Source organism: Synechococcus sp. MU1611, from assembly GCF_020514255.1.
In the GTDB taxonomy this organism is placed as follows: Bacteria; Cyanobacteriota; Cyanobacteriia; order PCC-6307; family Cyanobiaceae; genus Parasynechococcus.
Genome location: NZ_VTLC01000005.1, coordinates 168,446 through 182,686 on the forward strand (window position 1 = coordinate 168,446; position 14,241 = coordinate 182,686).

Below are 14,241 nucleotides of genomic sequence, written 5' to 3' on the forward strand. Positions count from 1 at the left end.
ATTCAGCATGGTAAGCGGCCTAATTCAGCCGCCATGGGAGCCGTTCCGTTATCCGCGCAGCATGCCGTCGGCCGTTTGCCGGGGCTCAAGGAACCGGTACTGGTCAGTGGACCAGATGCAACGGTGTGGCTGATCTGGCTGGAGCAACGTCCCCAGGAACGGGGCCGCACCACAGCCTTGATTCGCCGTTTCGGCGATTCCGAAGCGGACCCTCTGGAGCTGACGCCGGCCCCCAGCAACCTGCGCAGTCGCGTGCATGACTACGGCGGCGGGGTGCTCGCCACTGCTGTGGAGCAGGACAGGCTGATCCTGACCTGGATCGACAGCGGCTGCGTCTGGCGTCAGGACTGGCGCCTGCCAAAGACCAACACAGACCATCCCACCCCCCTGGCAGCAGCCGAACGGCTCAGCCGGGAGGGCAACTGGGAGCTGGCGGATGGCGTGCTCGATCTACCCAGGCAGCGCTGGATCGGAATCCGTGAAGTCGAGGGCCGTGACGAGCTGGTGAGCCTGGCGTTGAGCGGGGCCGATCAGAACCCGTTGCTGCTGCACCAACCGGCGGACTTTGCCGGCTATGGCTGCTTGAGCCCCGATGGCCAGCGCTTCGCCTGGGTGGAATGGCAGCAACCCGCCATGCCCTGGGACAGCAGCAGTCTGTGGTGCGCGGGGTTCAGCGACACGGGCGGGCTGCTCCAGCCCCGTCAGTTAGCCGGGGGCGACGGCGTCTCGGTGTTTCAACCCCAGTGGCTGTCCGACGGACAGTTGCTTGTGGCGGAAGACAGCACGGGTTGGTGGAATCTGATGCTCCAACCCAGCGCCGATGCCGACTGGGAAAGGCCCTGGCCGATGGCCGCTGAAACAGCCATGCCCCAATGGATCTATGGGATGAGCACCACGGCTTGGGATGGCGAACAGCTGATTGCAGCCGTGTGCAGCCGCGGGGCCTGGTCATTTCAACGGCTCAGTCTGGATGGAAGCGTGCAACCGTTGCCGCAGCCCTTTGATGATCTGGCGGGATTGAGCGCCTGCCAAGGCCGCGCCGTGGCCGTGGCCAGCAACGGCACCAGCGTGGCCGGACTGCTGGAACTCGACCTGCGACCAACCACCCCAATCTGGAGCCACAGCCCTGCCATACCAGCCCCCTTGGCGGCAGAAGAGATCAGCGTGGCCGAACCGCTGTGGTTCAACGGCCACCAATGGGAACGCACCCATGCCTGGTACTACCCCCCCAGCGGCAAACCACCAGGGGCAGCCCCACTGCTGGTGAAAAGCCACAGCGGACCAACGGCCATGGCCCGCCGCGGCCTCAGCCTGGCGATCCAGTACTGGACCTCCCGTGGCTGGGGCGTGGTGGATGTGAATTACGGCGGCTCAACGGGGTTCGGCCGGGATTACCGGGAGCGGCTGAACGGTGGCTGGGGGGTGGTGGATGTGGCCGACTGCGCCGCAGCAGCCCGGGCCTTGATCGACTCCGGTCGCGCTGATCCCGACAAGATCGCCATCGAAGGTGGGAGTGCTGGCGGGTTCACCACCCTGGCGGCTCTGTGTTTTACCGATGTGTTCCAGGCCGGTGCCTGCCGCTATGCGGTGTGTGATCTCACCGCCATGGCCGAAGACACCCACCGGTTTGAGGCGCGCTACTGCGATGGTCTGGTGGGGGCATGGCCAACGGAACGTCATCTCTATGAGAAGCGATCGCCCCTGCTACATGCGGATCAAATCCGCTGTCCGGTGCTGTTCTTCCAGGGGTTAAAAGACAAGGTGGTGCCTCCGGAACAGACCGAGCGCATGGCCGAAGCCCTGCGCAGCAACGGCATACCGGTGGAGGTGCAGCTCTTCGATGACGAAGGCCATGGCTTCCGCAACCAAGCCACACAAATCCAGGTTCTGGAAGAAACCGAAGCCTTTTTTCGGCGTCAACTGGGCCTGGCGGAGCAGCGGAAGTGAAGACCAGAGGTCATCATCAAATCACGACAGATCGAGACAAATAAGCAACAAATACAAACTTCCCATAGGATCAAAAGACATCAATGTTCAGATCATGCTTCAACGTTGGCGCCGAGAATTTATCGAGTTCTTCTTCACCAAGGGCAGTGCTCTGACGGTCGCAATTGCATTCATTGTGGGGCAACAATTCACAAGAATCGTTGATTCAGTCACTAAAGACCTCTTGATGCCACTCCTGAACCCCTTTGTTCCCAAGGGCAGCTTCGAAGATCTCAAAATCAACTATTTCGGCGGCGCAATCGAGATTGGGAAGCTAGTTGACACCATCGTCGAAGCCCTCTTGGTGGCCTGGATGCTGTTCCTCATCCTCAAGGCGATCAAACGGATTGAGCGGCAAACCTCAGCATCCACCGAAGAATCAGGGCTGAGCTAGCAGATGGTTACAACCCACACAACCGGGTTCAGCAAATGTGATGGCTTAAGCGAGCAACCAACAGGAACGTTCAACCTGTGCCCCATGGAACGGATGAAACTGCATCGGGCCTGAGATGGTGTCCAAAGCTTCCTGAGTATTAATGCGGATCCTGCGTTATCGCGGCAACAGCTACGCCAGCCCTGAACCGATTAACGCAGCACCCCGTGCCGGCGTGCGGTCTTACCGCTGGGTGCAGTACACCATCCAGAGCGGCAACGTCGTCCCCCTGGAGCAACGCGAAGGCATTTCGAACGATCAGCAGCTGGCCGCCTGAGTCGGCTCAGCTGTGTTCGCGCAGGAAGGCGACCGTGGAGGCGAGCTCCTCGCTGAAGCGGTCGATCTCTTCAAAGGTGCTGGTGAAGCTCAGGCTGGCCCGGGCTGAAGCCGTGACGTCATACAAACGGTGCAAGGGCTGACAGCAGTGGTGACCACTGCGGATGCAGATTCCAGACGCATCAATCAGCGCGGCAATGTCATTGGCATGCACGCCATCCACAAGGAATGTGGCCAGGGCACCGCGGTCGGGCTGCTGATCCGGCGTCGGCCCCAAGACCCGCACACCATCAATGGCCTGCAGCCTGTTGAACAGATGCCGGGTGAGCTGAGCCTCCCAGGCCTGAATCGCCTCCAGACCAACTGCCTGCAGATAACGAATTGCGGCACCCATGCCCACCGCTTCTCCAATGGCAGGGGTTCCAGCTTCGAACTTGTGGGGCAGCACCGCCCAGGTGCTGTGATCCAGGTAGACGTCCTGGATCATCTCCCCACCACCGAGGAAGGGAGGCATCGCCTCCAGCAGAGACTCCCGCGCCCAGAGAAAGCCCATGCCGGTGGGCCCGCAGAGCTTGTGGGACGAGCCGACAAGAAAGTCGGCCTCCATCGCTGCCACATCAATCGGCTTGTGGGCCAGGCTCTGGCAAGCATCAACGAGCACGCAGGCGCCAACGGCATGGGCCGCCGGGATCACCTGATCAAGGGGATTGCAGCAGCCGAGTGCATTGCTGATGTGCACCAGGCTCACCAGCCGGGTGCGCTGGCTGAGCTGGGCCTGGAAATCGTCCAAATCCAGCTCACCGGATTCGGTGATGCCGACATGACGCAGCACACAACCGGTGCGCTGGGCCAGGAGCTGCCATGGCACCAGATTGCTGTGGTGCTCCATCACGGTGAGGAGAATTTCGTCCCCCTCCTTCAGGTTTGCGTCACCCCAAGTGCGCGCCACGAGGTTGATCGCTTCACTGGCATTACGGGTAAAGACGATCTCCCGGGCAGTAGCGGCACCCACGAAGGCCGCAGTCGTGCTGCGGGCTGCCTCAAAAGCATCGGTGGCGCGGGCACTGAGCTGGTGGGCGCCGCGATGCACGTTGGCGTTGTCGCAGCTGTAGTACTGCTGCAGCGCCTCCAGCACCTGGCGGGGCTTCTGACTGGTGGCGGCGTGATCGAGATATATCAGCGGCCGGCCATCGGGAGCCAACTGCTCAAGAATCGGGAAGTCGGAACGATATCGAGAGGATAAATCCACGAAATCCGCACCAGATCGTGCTTTTGCGGTGATTGTCATGGAGCAAGGCTGCCCATCACGCGCTCCAGGGGACGCCAAGCCTGCGCAGCAGCAGGAAGCTGCTCGATCACCTCCTGGCAGGCCCCGCGCAACAGCAGCGCGGTCGCCTCCGCCGCGGCGATCCCACGACTCTGGAGATAGAACAACTGATCGTCTTGGAGTTGAGACACGGTGGCGCCGTGGGCGCAGCGCACATCGTCCGCCACGATTTCCAGCTCGGGCTTGGTGTCGACCCGTGCGCGATCAGACAGCAGCAGGTTGCGGCTCAACTGCGCTGCATTGGTGCGCTGGGCATCGCGGGGAACACTGATAGCACCGTTGAAAATCGCGTGGGATTGGCCACCGGCCAGGCATTTCTGCAACTGATCCAACTCCCCTTCAGGCCCGTCGAAACGCACCGCGGTATGGGTGGCCAGCTGCTGTTCGGCGCCAGTCACCACCAAACCCTTGAGCACGGTCTGCGCTTGTCCATCCACCTGCACCACCCGGGGCTCCACCCGTCCAAAGCTCCAGCCCTGAACGACCGAGGTGAGGGCATAGGAGCTGCGGGGCTCCTGCTCAACCGCCAAATGCGCCATCAACGACGAAGCGCCATCAGCCGTGGCCAGCACCCCATGCCGAAGTTGCGCCTCCTGCCCCAAATGCACTTCCAGCAGGTGGCTGTGGGCGGACGCACCCTCCGCCAACAACACCTGCAGCAACTCAAGCTCCGCCTTTTCCTCGAGCAGAAGTAGCACCCGGGTGGCGTTCAACCCGGCACCCGCCGCGAGGACCAGTTCCAGCAAACCCACGCGCCCCCGCACCCTGAGGGCCAGGATCTGCTGCGCTTTGGCGTGGTTGAACTCCACCGGCCAGGCCTGGGCGCAACCGCAGCAATCAAGTGTGTGGCCGAGGGCCTGCTTCAGCTCATCAGCATTGAGAACCGTGATCCCGTCCGGGAGGAGCTGCCCTGCCAAGGGATCGTCAGAACCGTTGAGCACCAGACGGGTCACCCCCTCCACGCTGGGCGGCAGTGGTGCTGAAATCGTTGACGCACTGGTCGGCAACGCCGACACAGCCGCAAGACGCTTGAGGTCGGTGAGTCGCCAGGACTCTTCCCGGCGGCTGGGCAGACCGAGGTGCTCCAACGCGGCGCGACCGCGCTCCTGCACCGGCGCCAGCACGCTGCTCCCCATGATCAAGCAGCCCCCTGAGTGGCCAGCTCCTGATCCACCCAGTCGTATCCGGTCTGCTCCAACTCAAGGGCCAGTTCCCGTCCGCCAGTGCGCAGGATCTGGCCCGCAGCCATCACATGGACATAGTCCGGGGTGATCTCATCAAGAAGACGCTGGTAGTGAGTGATCAACAGCGTGGCGTTGTCTTCCGTCGCCAATTGGTTCACTCCACCGGCAACGATGCGCAGGGCGTCGATATCGAGACCCGAATCGGTTTCATCGAGAATCGCCACCACAGGCTCAAGCAACGCCATCTGCAGGATCTCGTTGCGCTTTTTCTCACCACCGGAGAACCCTTCATTCACACTCCGCTCGAGAAAGGCGGGGTCCATCTGCACCACCTTGAGCTTGTCGTGCACGTGATCCTCAAAGGCAAACGTGTCGAGCTCCTCCTCCCCCTCTTTCTCCCGCCGAGCATTGGTGGACACCCGCAGGAACTCCAGGTTGCTAACGCCGGGGATCTCAACCGGGTACTGAAATCCGAGAAAAACCCCCAAACGCGCCCGTTCTTCGGGCTCTAGATCAAACAGATCCTGACCGCGGTAGCGAACGGTGCCGGCAGTGACTCGATACGCCGGATGCCCAGCCAACACCTTGGAGAGCGTGCTCTTGCCACTGCCGTTGCGGCCCATCACGGCATGGATCTCACCAGCCCGCACCTGCAGATTCACCCCCTTGAGGATGGGCTTGTCCTCCACGGAGGCATGCAGGTCTTGGATGTCGAGCAGCAGCTCAGCGTCAGGGCGAATCACGGAAGAAGGCGTTGAAAAACAGAGACAGGGTGGAGACAGGGATCAGCCCACGGATCCCTCGAGTTTGAGGGCCAACAATTTGTCAGCCTCAGCAGCGAACTCCATGGGCAGCTGGTTGAAGACGTCGCGGCAGAAGCCACTGACCATCATTGAGACGGCTTCTTCAAAACCGATGCCACGGCTCTGGAGATAGAAGAGCTGGTCTTCGGAGATGCGACAGGTGCTGGCCTCGTGCTCGATGGCCGCCTGCGGCTGCTGAGAACGGATGTAGGGGTACGTGTTCGCAGCAGCCTGATCGCCAATCAGCATCGAATCGCACTGGCTGTAGTTACGAGCTCCCTTGGCATTGGGCCCCATTTGCACAAGGCCTCGGTAGCTGTTGCTGGAGCGTCCGGCGCTGATGCCTTTGCTCACGATCGTGGAGCGGGTGCGCGGTCCGACATGGACCATCTTCGTTCCGGTATCGGCCTGCTGGCAGTTGTTGGTGAGTGCAACGGAATAGAACTCACCTACTGAATCAGCACCCTGCAGCACACAGCTGGGGTACTTCCAGGTGATGGCCGAACCGGTCTCCACCTGGGTCCAGCTGATGCGGCTGCGGTCACCACGGCACTGGCCGCGCTTGGTCACGAAGTTGTAGATCCCGCCGACACCGTTTTCATCGCCGGCATACCAATTCTGAACCGTGGAGTACTTAATGGAGGCATCCTCAAGGGTCACCAGTTCAACCACCGCAGCGTGGAGCTGGTTGGTGTCAAACATCGGGGCGGTGCAGCCCTCGAGGTAACTCACCGAGGCACCTTCTTCGGCCACGATCAGGGTCCGCTCGAACTGACCGGTGTCCCCGGAATTGATCCTGAAATAGGTGGACAACTCCATCGGGCACTCCACCCCCTTCGGGATGAAGACGAAGGATCCGTCGCTGAACACCGCTGAATTCAGGGCGGCGAAGTAGTTGTCGTTGCTGGAAACAACGGTGCCGAGGTAACGCTCGATCAGCTCGGGGTGCTCTTTCACCGCTTCACTGAAAGAACAGAACACCACGCCGTGTTCCGCCAACTTCTCTTTGTAGGTGGTGGCGATCGACACGCTGTCGAAAACAGCATCAACAGCAACATTGCTGAGGCGCTTCTGTTCGCTCAACGGGATGCCGAGCTTGTCGAAGGTTTCCAGGAGCTTCGGATCCACCTCATCAAGGCTGGCCTTCTTGTCCTGCTGCTTGGGCGCGGCGTAATAAACGATGTCTTGGTAGTCGATCTCGGGATAACCGAGAGCAGCCCAATCAGGCTCCTCCAGGGTGAGCCAGTGGCGGAAGGCCTTAAGCCGAAACTGCAGCAGGAACTCCGGCTCTTCCTTCTTGGCCGAAATCAGACGAACGACCTCCTCGCTGAGACCCTTGGCGATCTTGTCGGTCTCGATCTCGGTGACAAAGCCGTACTTGTACGGCTGACTGACGAGATCCCGTGTGGAGGTACTGGTCATTCAGTTCAGCCGACGGTGGCGTTAATCGTTTCAGTGGAGATGGACTGCGTCTTGTCAGGGCAGGCGAAAGGATTGTCCTCAGTGAGGAAGAGCATGCAGTGGCATTCCTTGCGTTCACGCATCGGAACACAGGGGCAGTTCCAAAAGGCCTGGGAGACCTCGGCCTCTTTGTCGTCGTAGTGCCGGCATGGGCACAGAGCGCCTCCCAGGTCGTCCTTGTGACGCGCGAGACCTTTCAGAACAACAGCGGTGACACTGGGATCAGCACAGAAATAGGTGCCTGTCCGCTGCGCATAGGTTTGAGCGAACTTGCGGATCACCTCCAGGCTTTCTGCTGTCGGCTCTTGAGGGGCGTCGGACATGGAAGTGGAGGGAGCGGCGAATTACGAAACCCCGCGGTTTCCTTATCGGAAGCCTAGGCCAACAGGCCTCCGGTCAGCGGGCTTCCCATTGTGACCTGCAACCCGGCCGACATTCCGAGGCAATTCGATGGCATCGTGTGGGAAGGTTTGGCTTCTTCATGAGCGCCTCGGCTCCTGCCAGCACCCGCGACGCCGTGCTCTCCCTGCTGATGGAGCGCGGAGAGGAAGACGCTGGCAATCTGGCCGGCACCGTGGGCATTTCCGTGCAGGCCATGCGCCGGCACCTGCGCTCTCTTGCCGAAAGTGGCTTGGTGTGCGCCAGCAGCAACTCCAGCGGCCCAGGGCGTCCCAGTAACCGCTGGTGTCTCACCGACCAGGGACGGGCCCAGTTTCCAGACGGCAGTGACCGCTTCGCCCTGGGGCTACTGGATTCGATGCGCAGCCATCTGCCCGAAGCGACCGTGCGTCAGCTGCTGAACCAGCAGGCCGAGTCGAAAGCCAGCCAATACCGAGAAAGCCTGGGCAATGCCTCCCTTGAGGCTCGCCTCGAACATCTGGCACGGCTGCGGCGCGACGAGGGCTACGTCACCGTTTGCAGCAGAGACGACGACGGCGTCAGCTGGCGACTCGAAGAGGCCCACTGTTCGGTGCAACGCATCGCCGAGGAATTTCCTGCGGTATGCGACCAAGAATTACTACTGATCCGGCAGACCGTGCCGGACTGTCGAGTCGAACGCGTGCATTGGCGGCTCGAGGGAGGTCACGCCTGCGGCTTCCGGATCACTCCACTTGCCGAGGGCTGATGGCCATCGACCGGGCGACGATTGAACAGATCGATGCCACCTTGCTGCCACAGCTGGATCGGCATCACCTGCGGGTTCTAAGCCACTGTCTGGACAGCTTTCAGGCGATGGCAGAACGCGAGGCCACAGGCGCGATCCCCGACGAAGACCAACAGCGCCTCTGGTGCAGGCAGCAACCTGTCGTTGCGGACGACCCCGCCTTTCTCGAGACCCTGCTTGAGCAGCTCAGGGCGGCCGCCGACCAGCTCGATCAGCTGGCGATTGAGCTGGGCAAGCCACCCTTGGCGCTGACCCTCGACGATCTGATCAACTCCGCCGAAGCCCGCTGCCGTGGCTGACATGGCTGTCGTGACAGTCGTCGACGAGCTGCCATCATCAATTCATCTGTTTAACGCGGGCGATGCTTGATATCTCGGACGCCCTCAGCTTCTTTCGCCTGAGCTGTGGCCGGTGGACTTCGCAGCGCAGCCAGCATCATCTGCTGCATCGCCGAGCCGAAGCCGGAGCCTCCTTCATCGTCGTGGAGGAACTGCTGAAGGGAGACGAGCGACTCGCGGAGATCGCCGAGCGCAACAACGAGAGCGTTGAGCGAATCGTCGGCGGCTGCTGGGTGCGCTGGAGCGGATCAATGGCCTGGGACCGCGCAGGTGAATCCCACGAAGACCAGACCATGTTCGGACTGATCCCCGAGGACGAGACGGGGCGACGCGGACTATTGCTGCGGGATCGCGGCTACGCCGAAAAAGCGCCGGTAGCCGGCCAGTTCCGCATGGACGAGGAAAACGGCCTAATCCTCACCACCGATTACGAAATGATGAGCTCCCTCGAGCGCTTCTGGTTCGCGGGACCGAACCTGCGGCTGCGCACCAGCACGGTTCAGGGGCTCTCCAACAACGCCTCCTTCTGCATGGAGACCAGGCAGCTGGATGACGCGCCGGAGTCCAGCCATAGCGCTCAAACTGCCATCAGCGCAGCAGGCCTCGCCCCCTTCGGCTGGTAAGCAGAAATACTTAGAAGAAGTATTACGGCATGTAATCGCTGCAACACCTGCTGAAGGGGGCAAGACCGAGCACTTCTACGATCCCGGACAGTGGATGTTGTAGCTCGCGTGGCCATTCCTCTTCTGGAGTACGCACCGATCACCCAGAACTCCCTCAGGAGTGGTGTTCCAAACATTCGCGTTGGCTCCGAGGAAGGATCGAGGGCCTACTCCATTGAGATTGCCGACGACCGGGACAACTTCGACACGGTGGTTGAGAGCGGCTACCGCCAAATCTTTTTCCACGCCTTCGAGACAGATCGGGACGTCAACCTTGAGTCCCAGCTCAAGGATGGCCAAATCACCGTTCGTGATTTCATCCGCGGCCTGGTGCTCTCCGACACCTTCAAGCGCACCTTCTACGGCTTCAACAGCAACTACAAGGTTGTCCGCCACCTTTGCGAGCGGATCCTTGGTCGCAAAGTCAACGGGAAAGGCGAGGAGCTGTCTTGGTCGATCGTGATTGCGACCAAGGGTCTCGAGGGCCTGGTTGACGTTCTCCTCGACAGCACCGAATACCTCGACACCTTCGGCTACGACACTGTTCCCTACCAGCGGAACCGTGTGCTTCCCGGCCGCGAGCTCGGTGACACTCCCTTCAACATCACCACCCCTCGCTACGACGAGTACTACCGCGGAATCCTGGGCTTCCCTCAGCTCATCTTCACCGGTGGTCCTGCCAAGAAATTGCCGGAACGCGCAAAGATCCGGAAGGGTGGTTCCCCTCAGGACTACATGGCCTGGGTCAGCGAAATCGGCAGTCCACGTCGGGTGGGTGGGAGCACCAGTGCCGACATCGACTACCTGGCAAAGGTTCCTTATCGCACCCTCGGCCGCTGAGTCCGGAGCCAAGCACAATCAAAAAAGCGGGGCTGAAGCCCCGCTTTTTTTGTGTGAGAGACAGTGATCCCCGGGATCGGAGCCCAACAAGTGGTCAGGATCCACTGACCCTTGGGCCATTGCCGGCTCGAAAAGGAATTTTTCGGATCACAATGATCCCAAACGAAACCTGGAGTTTTTAGACGTGTCTCAAACACTGTCATCACTGGCACGTCTCACCCTTCGTCAACTGCGTCAGATCGCCAGTGATCTGGGAGTGCCGCTCTACAGCCGCAAGAGCAAAGAGACACTTGTCGACGAAGTTGCCCAGCGTCAGCAAAAGCGCGGTGGAGACCTGAAAGCCATCGAAGCGGAGCTCAACGCACCGGCCGTGAGCACGAGCGACACCCGCGTTGTGTTTCTGCCCCGTGATCCCCAATGGGCCTACGTGTTCTGGGAAATCTCGGAAGCCGATCGCAAGGTTGCCCAGAAGGATGGAGCCAGCCGTCTTTGCCTCCGCCTGTCTGACGTCACCGGCATGCAGGACGGCAACGCACATCCACATACTCTCCAGGAAGTGCCGGTCGACAGCCACAGCACCGAGTGGTACCTGCCTGTACCTCTCTGCGACCGGGATTACCGCGTCGAACTGGGTTACCGCATCGGCACGACCTGGATGTCTCTGGCCTTCTCTTCGGTGGCGCGCGTTCCTGCTCTCCACCCCAGCGAACAGATTCTTGACCAGTTCGTTCCCTTCAGCCTCGATGCTGCCCCAGCAGCACCAGCAACAACGACGACTCCCGTCTCACCAAGTGAGTCGAGCAACAGTGGGCTACACGAGCGGCTCTACCAAAGCGCGACTGTTCAATTCCGCCGGCGCCGGGTCGGCTCCGAAGAATTCCAGGAAGGTTTCGATACCTCTGGCGAAAGCACCGGGTTGAACGACTCTGGTGTTGGTCTCTGGGCCAGCGGCCGCAACGAGTCCGGCCTGGGTGGCGTGGCACCTCGCCAACGCTCCTTCTGGCTGGTGGCCGACGCCGAACTGATCGTGTACGGCGCCACCGACCCTTCGGCCCGCCTCACCATCGGAGGCGAGGAGGTTCCTCTCTCCACCGATGGCACCTTCCGGATTCAGGTCCCCTTCCGGGATGGTGAGCAGATGTATGCCATCGAGGCCACAGCCTCTGATGGAGAGCAGAAGCGCAACATCACGCTCAATTTCAAGCGTGAGACCCCTGAAGACAACAGCAACCCCGCCAGCGAAGCCCGCGCCGAGTGGTTCTGAACCCTTCCGATTCCAAAGCACCAGCGTCCTTGCGCTGGTTCGTGGCCATCACCCCCCTCGCGGGGGCGATGGTTTTTCCGTTGGTGGTGCCTTTGGTGATGGCACGCGTCAGCATCGGAGCTGGTGTGGGAGTCGCCCTCGTGTTGAGCGGACTCTGGTTTATTGCGATGCTGAAGACATCGGAGATGCCCCACTGAAGACGGGGGAACTCTGATCAAGGCAAGGTCTTGGTCTCGATGCTGAAGAGCAAGCTGGGATGGATGGCAGCGGCTCTTCTCTGCAGTGGCTGCAGCCAAGCGGGATCGGTGGTAGGCACAGCTCCGGCAGATCTGGCGATGCCCGAGCAGATCGATGTGGTCTTCAACCACAACGCCAGATCGCGCTACCGCTCACCCCTAACAGGCGACTGGCGCAATGGTGACGACATGGAGGCATGGCTGATTGCAGCCATTAATGCCGCCCACGAGGAGGTGCTGTTGGCCGTTCAAGAGCTCAGTCTTCCGAAGGTTGCCCAAGCGCTGATCGCAGCACAACAGCGAGGCGTTCACGTTGCCGTGGTGCTGGAGAACAACTACAGCCAAGCCTGGAGCGAACAACGACCCAGCCGATTAAACCAACGGGATCGACAGCGTTGGCATCAGTTGAACCGACTGGCTGATAGCAATGGCGATGGCAGCACGAGTCCGGAAGAAGCCTTCCGCGGTGATGCTGTGGCGCTCCTTCAAGCCGCGCAGATTCCACTGCTTGACGACACCGAAGACGGGAGCAGCGGCAGCGGTTTGATGCACCACAAATTTCTGGTGATCGATCAAGCAACGGTGATTACGGGCAGCGCCAATCTCACCAGTTCCGGCCTGCACGGTGATGCTGGCCGGCCATCCAGCCGCGGCAACGTGAATCACCTGCTGCGGTTCCACAGCCCTGAGCTCGCATTGGTATTCCGCAAGGAATTCACCCAGATGTGGGGGGATGGCCCCGGTGGCGAACAGGACAGTCGCTTTGGCCTGCAGAAAGCAAAAGAAGGCATGCAGACCGTGCAGATCAGTGACACCCAAGTGGATGTGCTGTTCTCCCCCCATCCGAAAAGAGATGCAAATCACGGGCTGAACCTGTTGGCAAAGCGACTGAAAGCCGCAAAAAAGAGCCTTGATATGGCCCTGTTTGTGTTCTCCGCGCAGCAACTCACCAACGTGCTGCGGGAGAAGGTCGAACAAGGCGTTGAAATCAGGCTGGTCGCCGATCCTGGGTTTGCGAGCCGCCCCTTCTCTGAGGTGCTCGATCTGCTGGGGGTCACCCTTCCAGATCACACCTGCAAGGTAGAAGCGGATAATCAGCCGCTGGAGCAAGCACTTCAAGGCGTCGGCACCCCCCGTGTTGCGCGTAGCGACAAGCTCCATCACAAGTTCGCGGTGATCGATAACCGCAAAGTGATCACTGGATCCTTCAATTGGTCGCCCTCTGCTGCCCACACCAACGACGAAACCCTGCTGGTGATTCACTCACCCAAACTCGCTGCTCACTTCACCCGAGAGATGAACCGGATGTGGCGAAGTGCTGAGCTCGGGGTCACATCACGACTACAACGCAAGCTGGATCGTCAAAAGATTCGATGCGAGGACGGGGTGGAGAGAGACTGAGAGTGGCTTGAGAAGTCGCGTATAGTCGACTTAGGATGTCTCACAAACTGAGCACCTGATGGCTGGCTTTGGGAAACCTCAAAAACACAAAAAAAGCATAAAGCAAGGTTCGAGCAGATCACAAACAGAAGAAGCAATCAAACAATCAATCATCAAATACCAACAAGGGGACCTAGAAGGCGCAAAGATTGCTCTAGAAAAAACATTACAAGCAGATCACGCGAATAGCTTTGCCCTCGGATTCTTGGCAACAATCGAGAAAGCACTAGGCAACAACGAAAGAGCCTTAAAGCTATTCAAAAGATCAACAGATATTAGCCAAGACAATTCAGACATTCTTCACAACTATTCAGGCTTGCTAAAAGAAAACGATCCAGAACGAGCTATCATATTATCAGATAAAGCAGTACATATCTCACCCGAGAACAGCAGGTATCTCGAAAGAAATGGATACCTAAAATGGCAAGCTGGTGATCTAGACAACGCCCTTGAGGCAACGCTAAAAGCAATAAGACTTAGTCCAAGCCTTGTTGATGCCCACATGAACCTGGGCGGCATCTACAAAGACCTCGGCAACCTTGATCAGGCTCTTGCCTCCACTCTCAAATCACTCGAGCTCAATCCTGATAACCCCACTGCCCACATGAACCTGGGCGGCATCCACAAAGATCTCGGCAACCTTGATCAGGCTCTTGCCTCCACTCTCAAATCACTCGAGCTCAATCCTGATAACCCCACTGCCCACATGAACCTGGGCGGCATCTACAAAGACCTCGGCAACCTTGATCAGGCTCTTGCCTCCACTCTCAAATCACTCGAGCTCAATCCTGATAACCCCACTGCCCACATGAACCTGGGCGGCATC

Annotated in this window: 16 protein-coding genes; 11 read left to right on the plus strand and 5 right to left on the minus strand. The window is 59.9% G+C overall.

What is annotated here, in order from left to right; all coding sequences use genetic code 11:
• The first annotated feature begins 33 nt into the window (after nt 1–33).
• The 3 genes from FZZ92_RS11055 to FZZ92_RS11065 all read left to right on the plus strand — a co-directional run bounded on the left by FZZ92_RS11055 (nt 34) and on the right by FZZ92_RS11065 (nt 2,696).
• Nucleotides 34–1,947, plus strand: a complete 1,914-nt coding sequence (locus FZZ92_RS11055; protein ID WP_226398630.1) for a prolyl oligopeptidase family serine peptidase — start codon at nt 34–36, stop codon at nt 1,945–1,947.
• A gap of 94 nt (nt 1,948–2,041) precedes the next feature.
• A complete protein-coding gene (locus FZZ92_RS11060) occupies nt 2,042–2,380 on the plus strand; it encodes an MscL family protein (RefSeq protein ID WP_166018066.1) in 339 nt (112 codons plus the stop codon).
• Between the two features lie 142 nt (nt 2,381–2,522).
• A complete protein-coding gene (locus tag FZZ92_RS11065; RefSeq protein ID WP_166017727.1) occupies nt 2,523–2,696 on the plus strand; it encodes a hypothetical protein in 174 nt (57 codons plus the stop codon).
• A gap of 6 nt (nt 2,697–2,702) precedes the next feature.
• Here the strand turns inward: FZZ92_RS11065 and FZZ92_RS11070 are convergent, their stop codons facing one another.
• Genes FZZ92_RS11070 through FZZ92_RS11090 form a run of 5 tightly spaced genes read right to left on the minus strand, consistent with a single transcriptional unit; the run spans nt 2,703 to nt 7,793 of the window.
• On the minus strand, nt 2,703–3,983 hold the full coding sequence (locus FZZ92_RS11070; protein ID WP_166017726.1) for a SufS family cysteine desulfurase: 1,281 nt from the start codon (nt 3,981–3,983) through the stop codon (nt 2,703–2,705).
• Nucleotides 3,980–5,158 carry a Fe-S cluster assembly protein SufD gene (gene sufD, locus FZZ92_RS11075; RefSeq protein ID WP_226423232.1) on the minus strand — a complete coding sequence of 393 codons (1,179 nt, stop codon included), beginning with the start codon at nt 5,156–5,158 and terminating at the stop codon, nt 3,980–3,982. The genes FZZ92_RS11070 and sufD overlap by 4 nt, the downstream gene beginning before the upstream one ends.
• 2 nt (nt 5,159–5,160) lie before the next feature.
• The gene (gene sufC, locus FZZ92_RS11080) at nt 5,161–5,949 is read right to left on the minus strand and encodes a Fe-S cluster assembly ATPase SufC (RefSeq protein WP_166017724.1); all 789 of its coding nucleotides are present in this window, start codon (nt 5,947–5,949) and stop codon (nt 5,161–5,163) included.
• Nucleotides 5,950–5,991: 42 nt separating this feature from the next.
• Nucleotides 5,992–7,431: a Fe-S cluster assembly protein SufB gene (sufB, locus tag FZZ92_RS11085; protein WP_115022526.1), complete on the minus strand. Its 1,440-nt coding sequence runs from the start codon at nt 7,429–7,431 to the stop codon at nt 5,992–5,994.
• Between the two features lie 5 nt (nt 7,432–7,436).
• Nucleotides 7,437–7,793 (minus strand): ferredoxin-thioredoxin reductase catalytic domain-containing protein, encoded by a 357-nt coding sequence (locus tag FZZ92_RS11090; protein ID WP_115022527.1) that lies wholly within the window; start codon nt 7,791–7,793, stop codon nt 7,437–7,439.
• Between the two features lie 158 nt (nt 7,794–7,951).
• Here FZZ92_RS11090 and FZZ92_RS11095 point away from each other — a divergent pair, with 158 nt between their 5' ends.
• The 8 genes from FZZ92_RS11095 to FZZ92_RS11130 form a co-directional block, all read left to right on the plus strand.
• Nucleotides 7,952–8,596 (plus strand): metalloregulator ArsR/SmtB family transcription factor, encoded by a 645-nt coding sequence (locus FZZ92_RS11095; protein WP_226398632.1) that lies wholly within the window; start codon nt 7,952–7,954, stop codon nt 8,594–8,596.
• Nucleotides 8,596–8,934 carry a hypothetical protein gene (locus tag FZZ92_RS11100; RefSeq protein ID WP_166017722.1) on the plus strand — a complete coding sequence of 113 codons (339 nt, stop codon included), beginning with the start codon at nt 8,596–8,598 and terminating at the stop codon, nt 8,932–8,934. Before FZZ92_RS11095 ends, FZZ92_RS11100 begins: the two co-directional genes overlap by 1 nt.
• A gap of 62 nt (nt 8,935–8,996) precedes the next feature.
• Nucleotides 8,997–9,596, plus strand: coding sequence for a phycobiliprotein lyase (locus FZZ92_RS11105; RefSeq protein WP_226398633.1), 600 nt, complete (start codon nt 8,997–8,999; stop codon nt 9,594–9,596).
• A 90-nt stretch (nt 9,597–9,686) separates the two neighbouring features.
• Nucleotides 9,687–10,475 carry a phycobilisome rod-core linker polypeptide gene (locus tag FZZ92_RS11110; protein WP_166017720.1) on the plus strand — a complete coding sequence of 263 codons (789 nt, stop codon included), beginning with the start codon at nt 9,687–9,689 and terminating at the stop codon, nt 10,473–10,475.
• Nucleotides 10,476–10,659: 184 nt separating this feature from the next.
• A complete protein-coding gene (locus tag FZZ92_RS11115) occupies nt 10,660–11,739 on the plus strand; it encodes a DUF4912 domain-containing protein (RefSeq protein ID WP_166017719.1) in 1,080 nt (359 codons plus the stop codon).
• Nucleotides 11,730–11,936 (plus strand): hypothetical protein, encoded by a 207-nt coding sequence (locus FZZ92_RS11120; RefSeq protein ID WP_226423233.1) that lies wholly within the window; start codon nt 11,730–11,732, stop codon nt 11,934–11,936. The genes FZZ92_RS11115 and FZZ92_RS11120 overlap by 10 nt, the downstream gene beginning before the upstream one ends.
• A 39-nt stretch (nt 11,937–11,975) precedes the next feature.
• A complete protein-coding gene (locus tag FZZ92_RS11125; protein ID WP_226423234.1) occupies nt 11,976–13,376 on the plus strand; it encodes a phosphatidylserine/phosphatidylglycerophosphate/cardiolipin synthase family protein in 1,401 nt (466 codons plus the stop codon).
• 58 nt (nt 13,377–13,434) lie between these two features.
• Nucleotides 13,435–14,241: tetratricopeptide repeat protein (locus FZZ92_RS11130; RefSeq protein WP_226423235.1), on the plus strand; the 807-nt coding region annotated here is incomplete at its 3' end.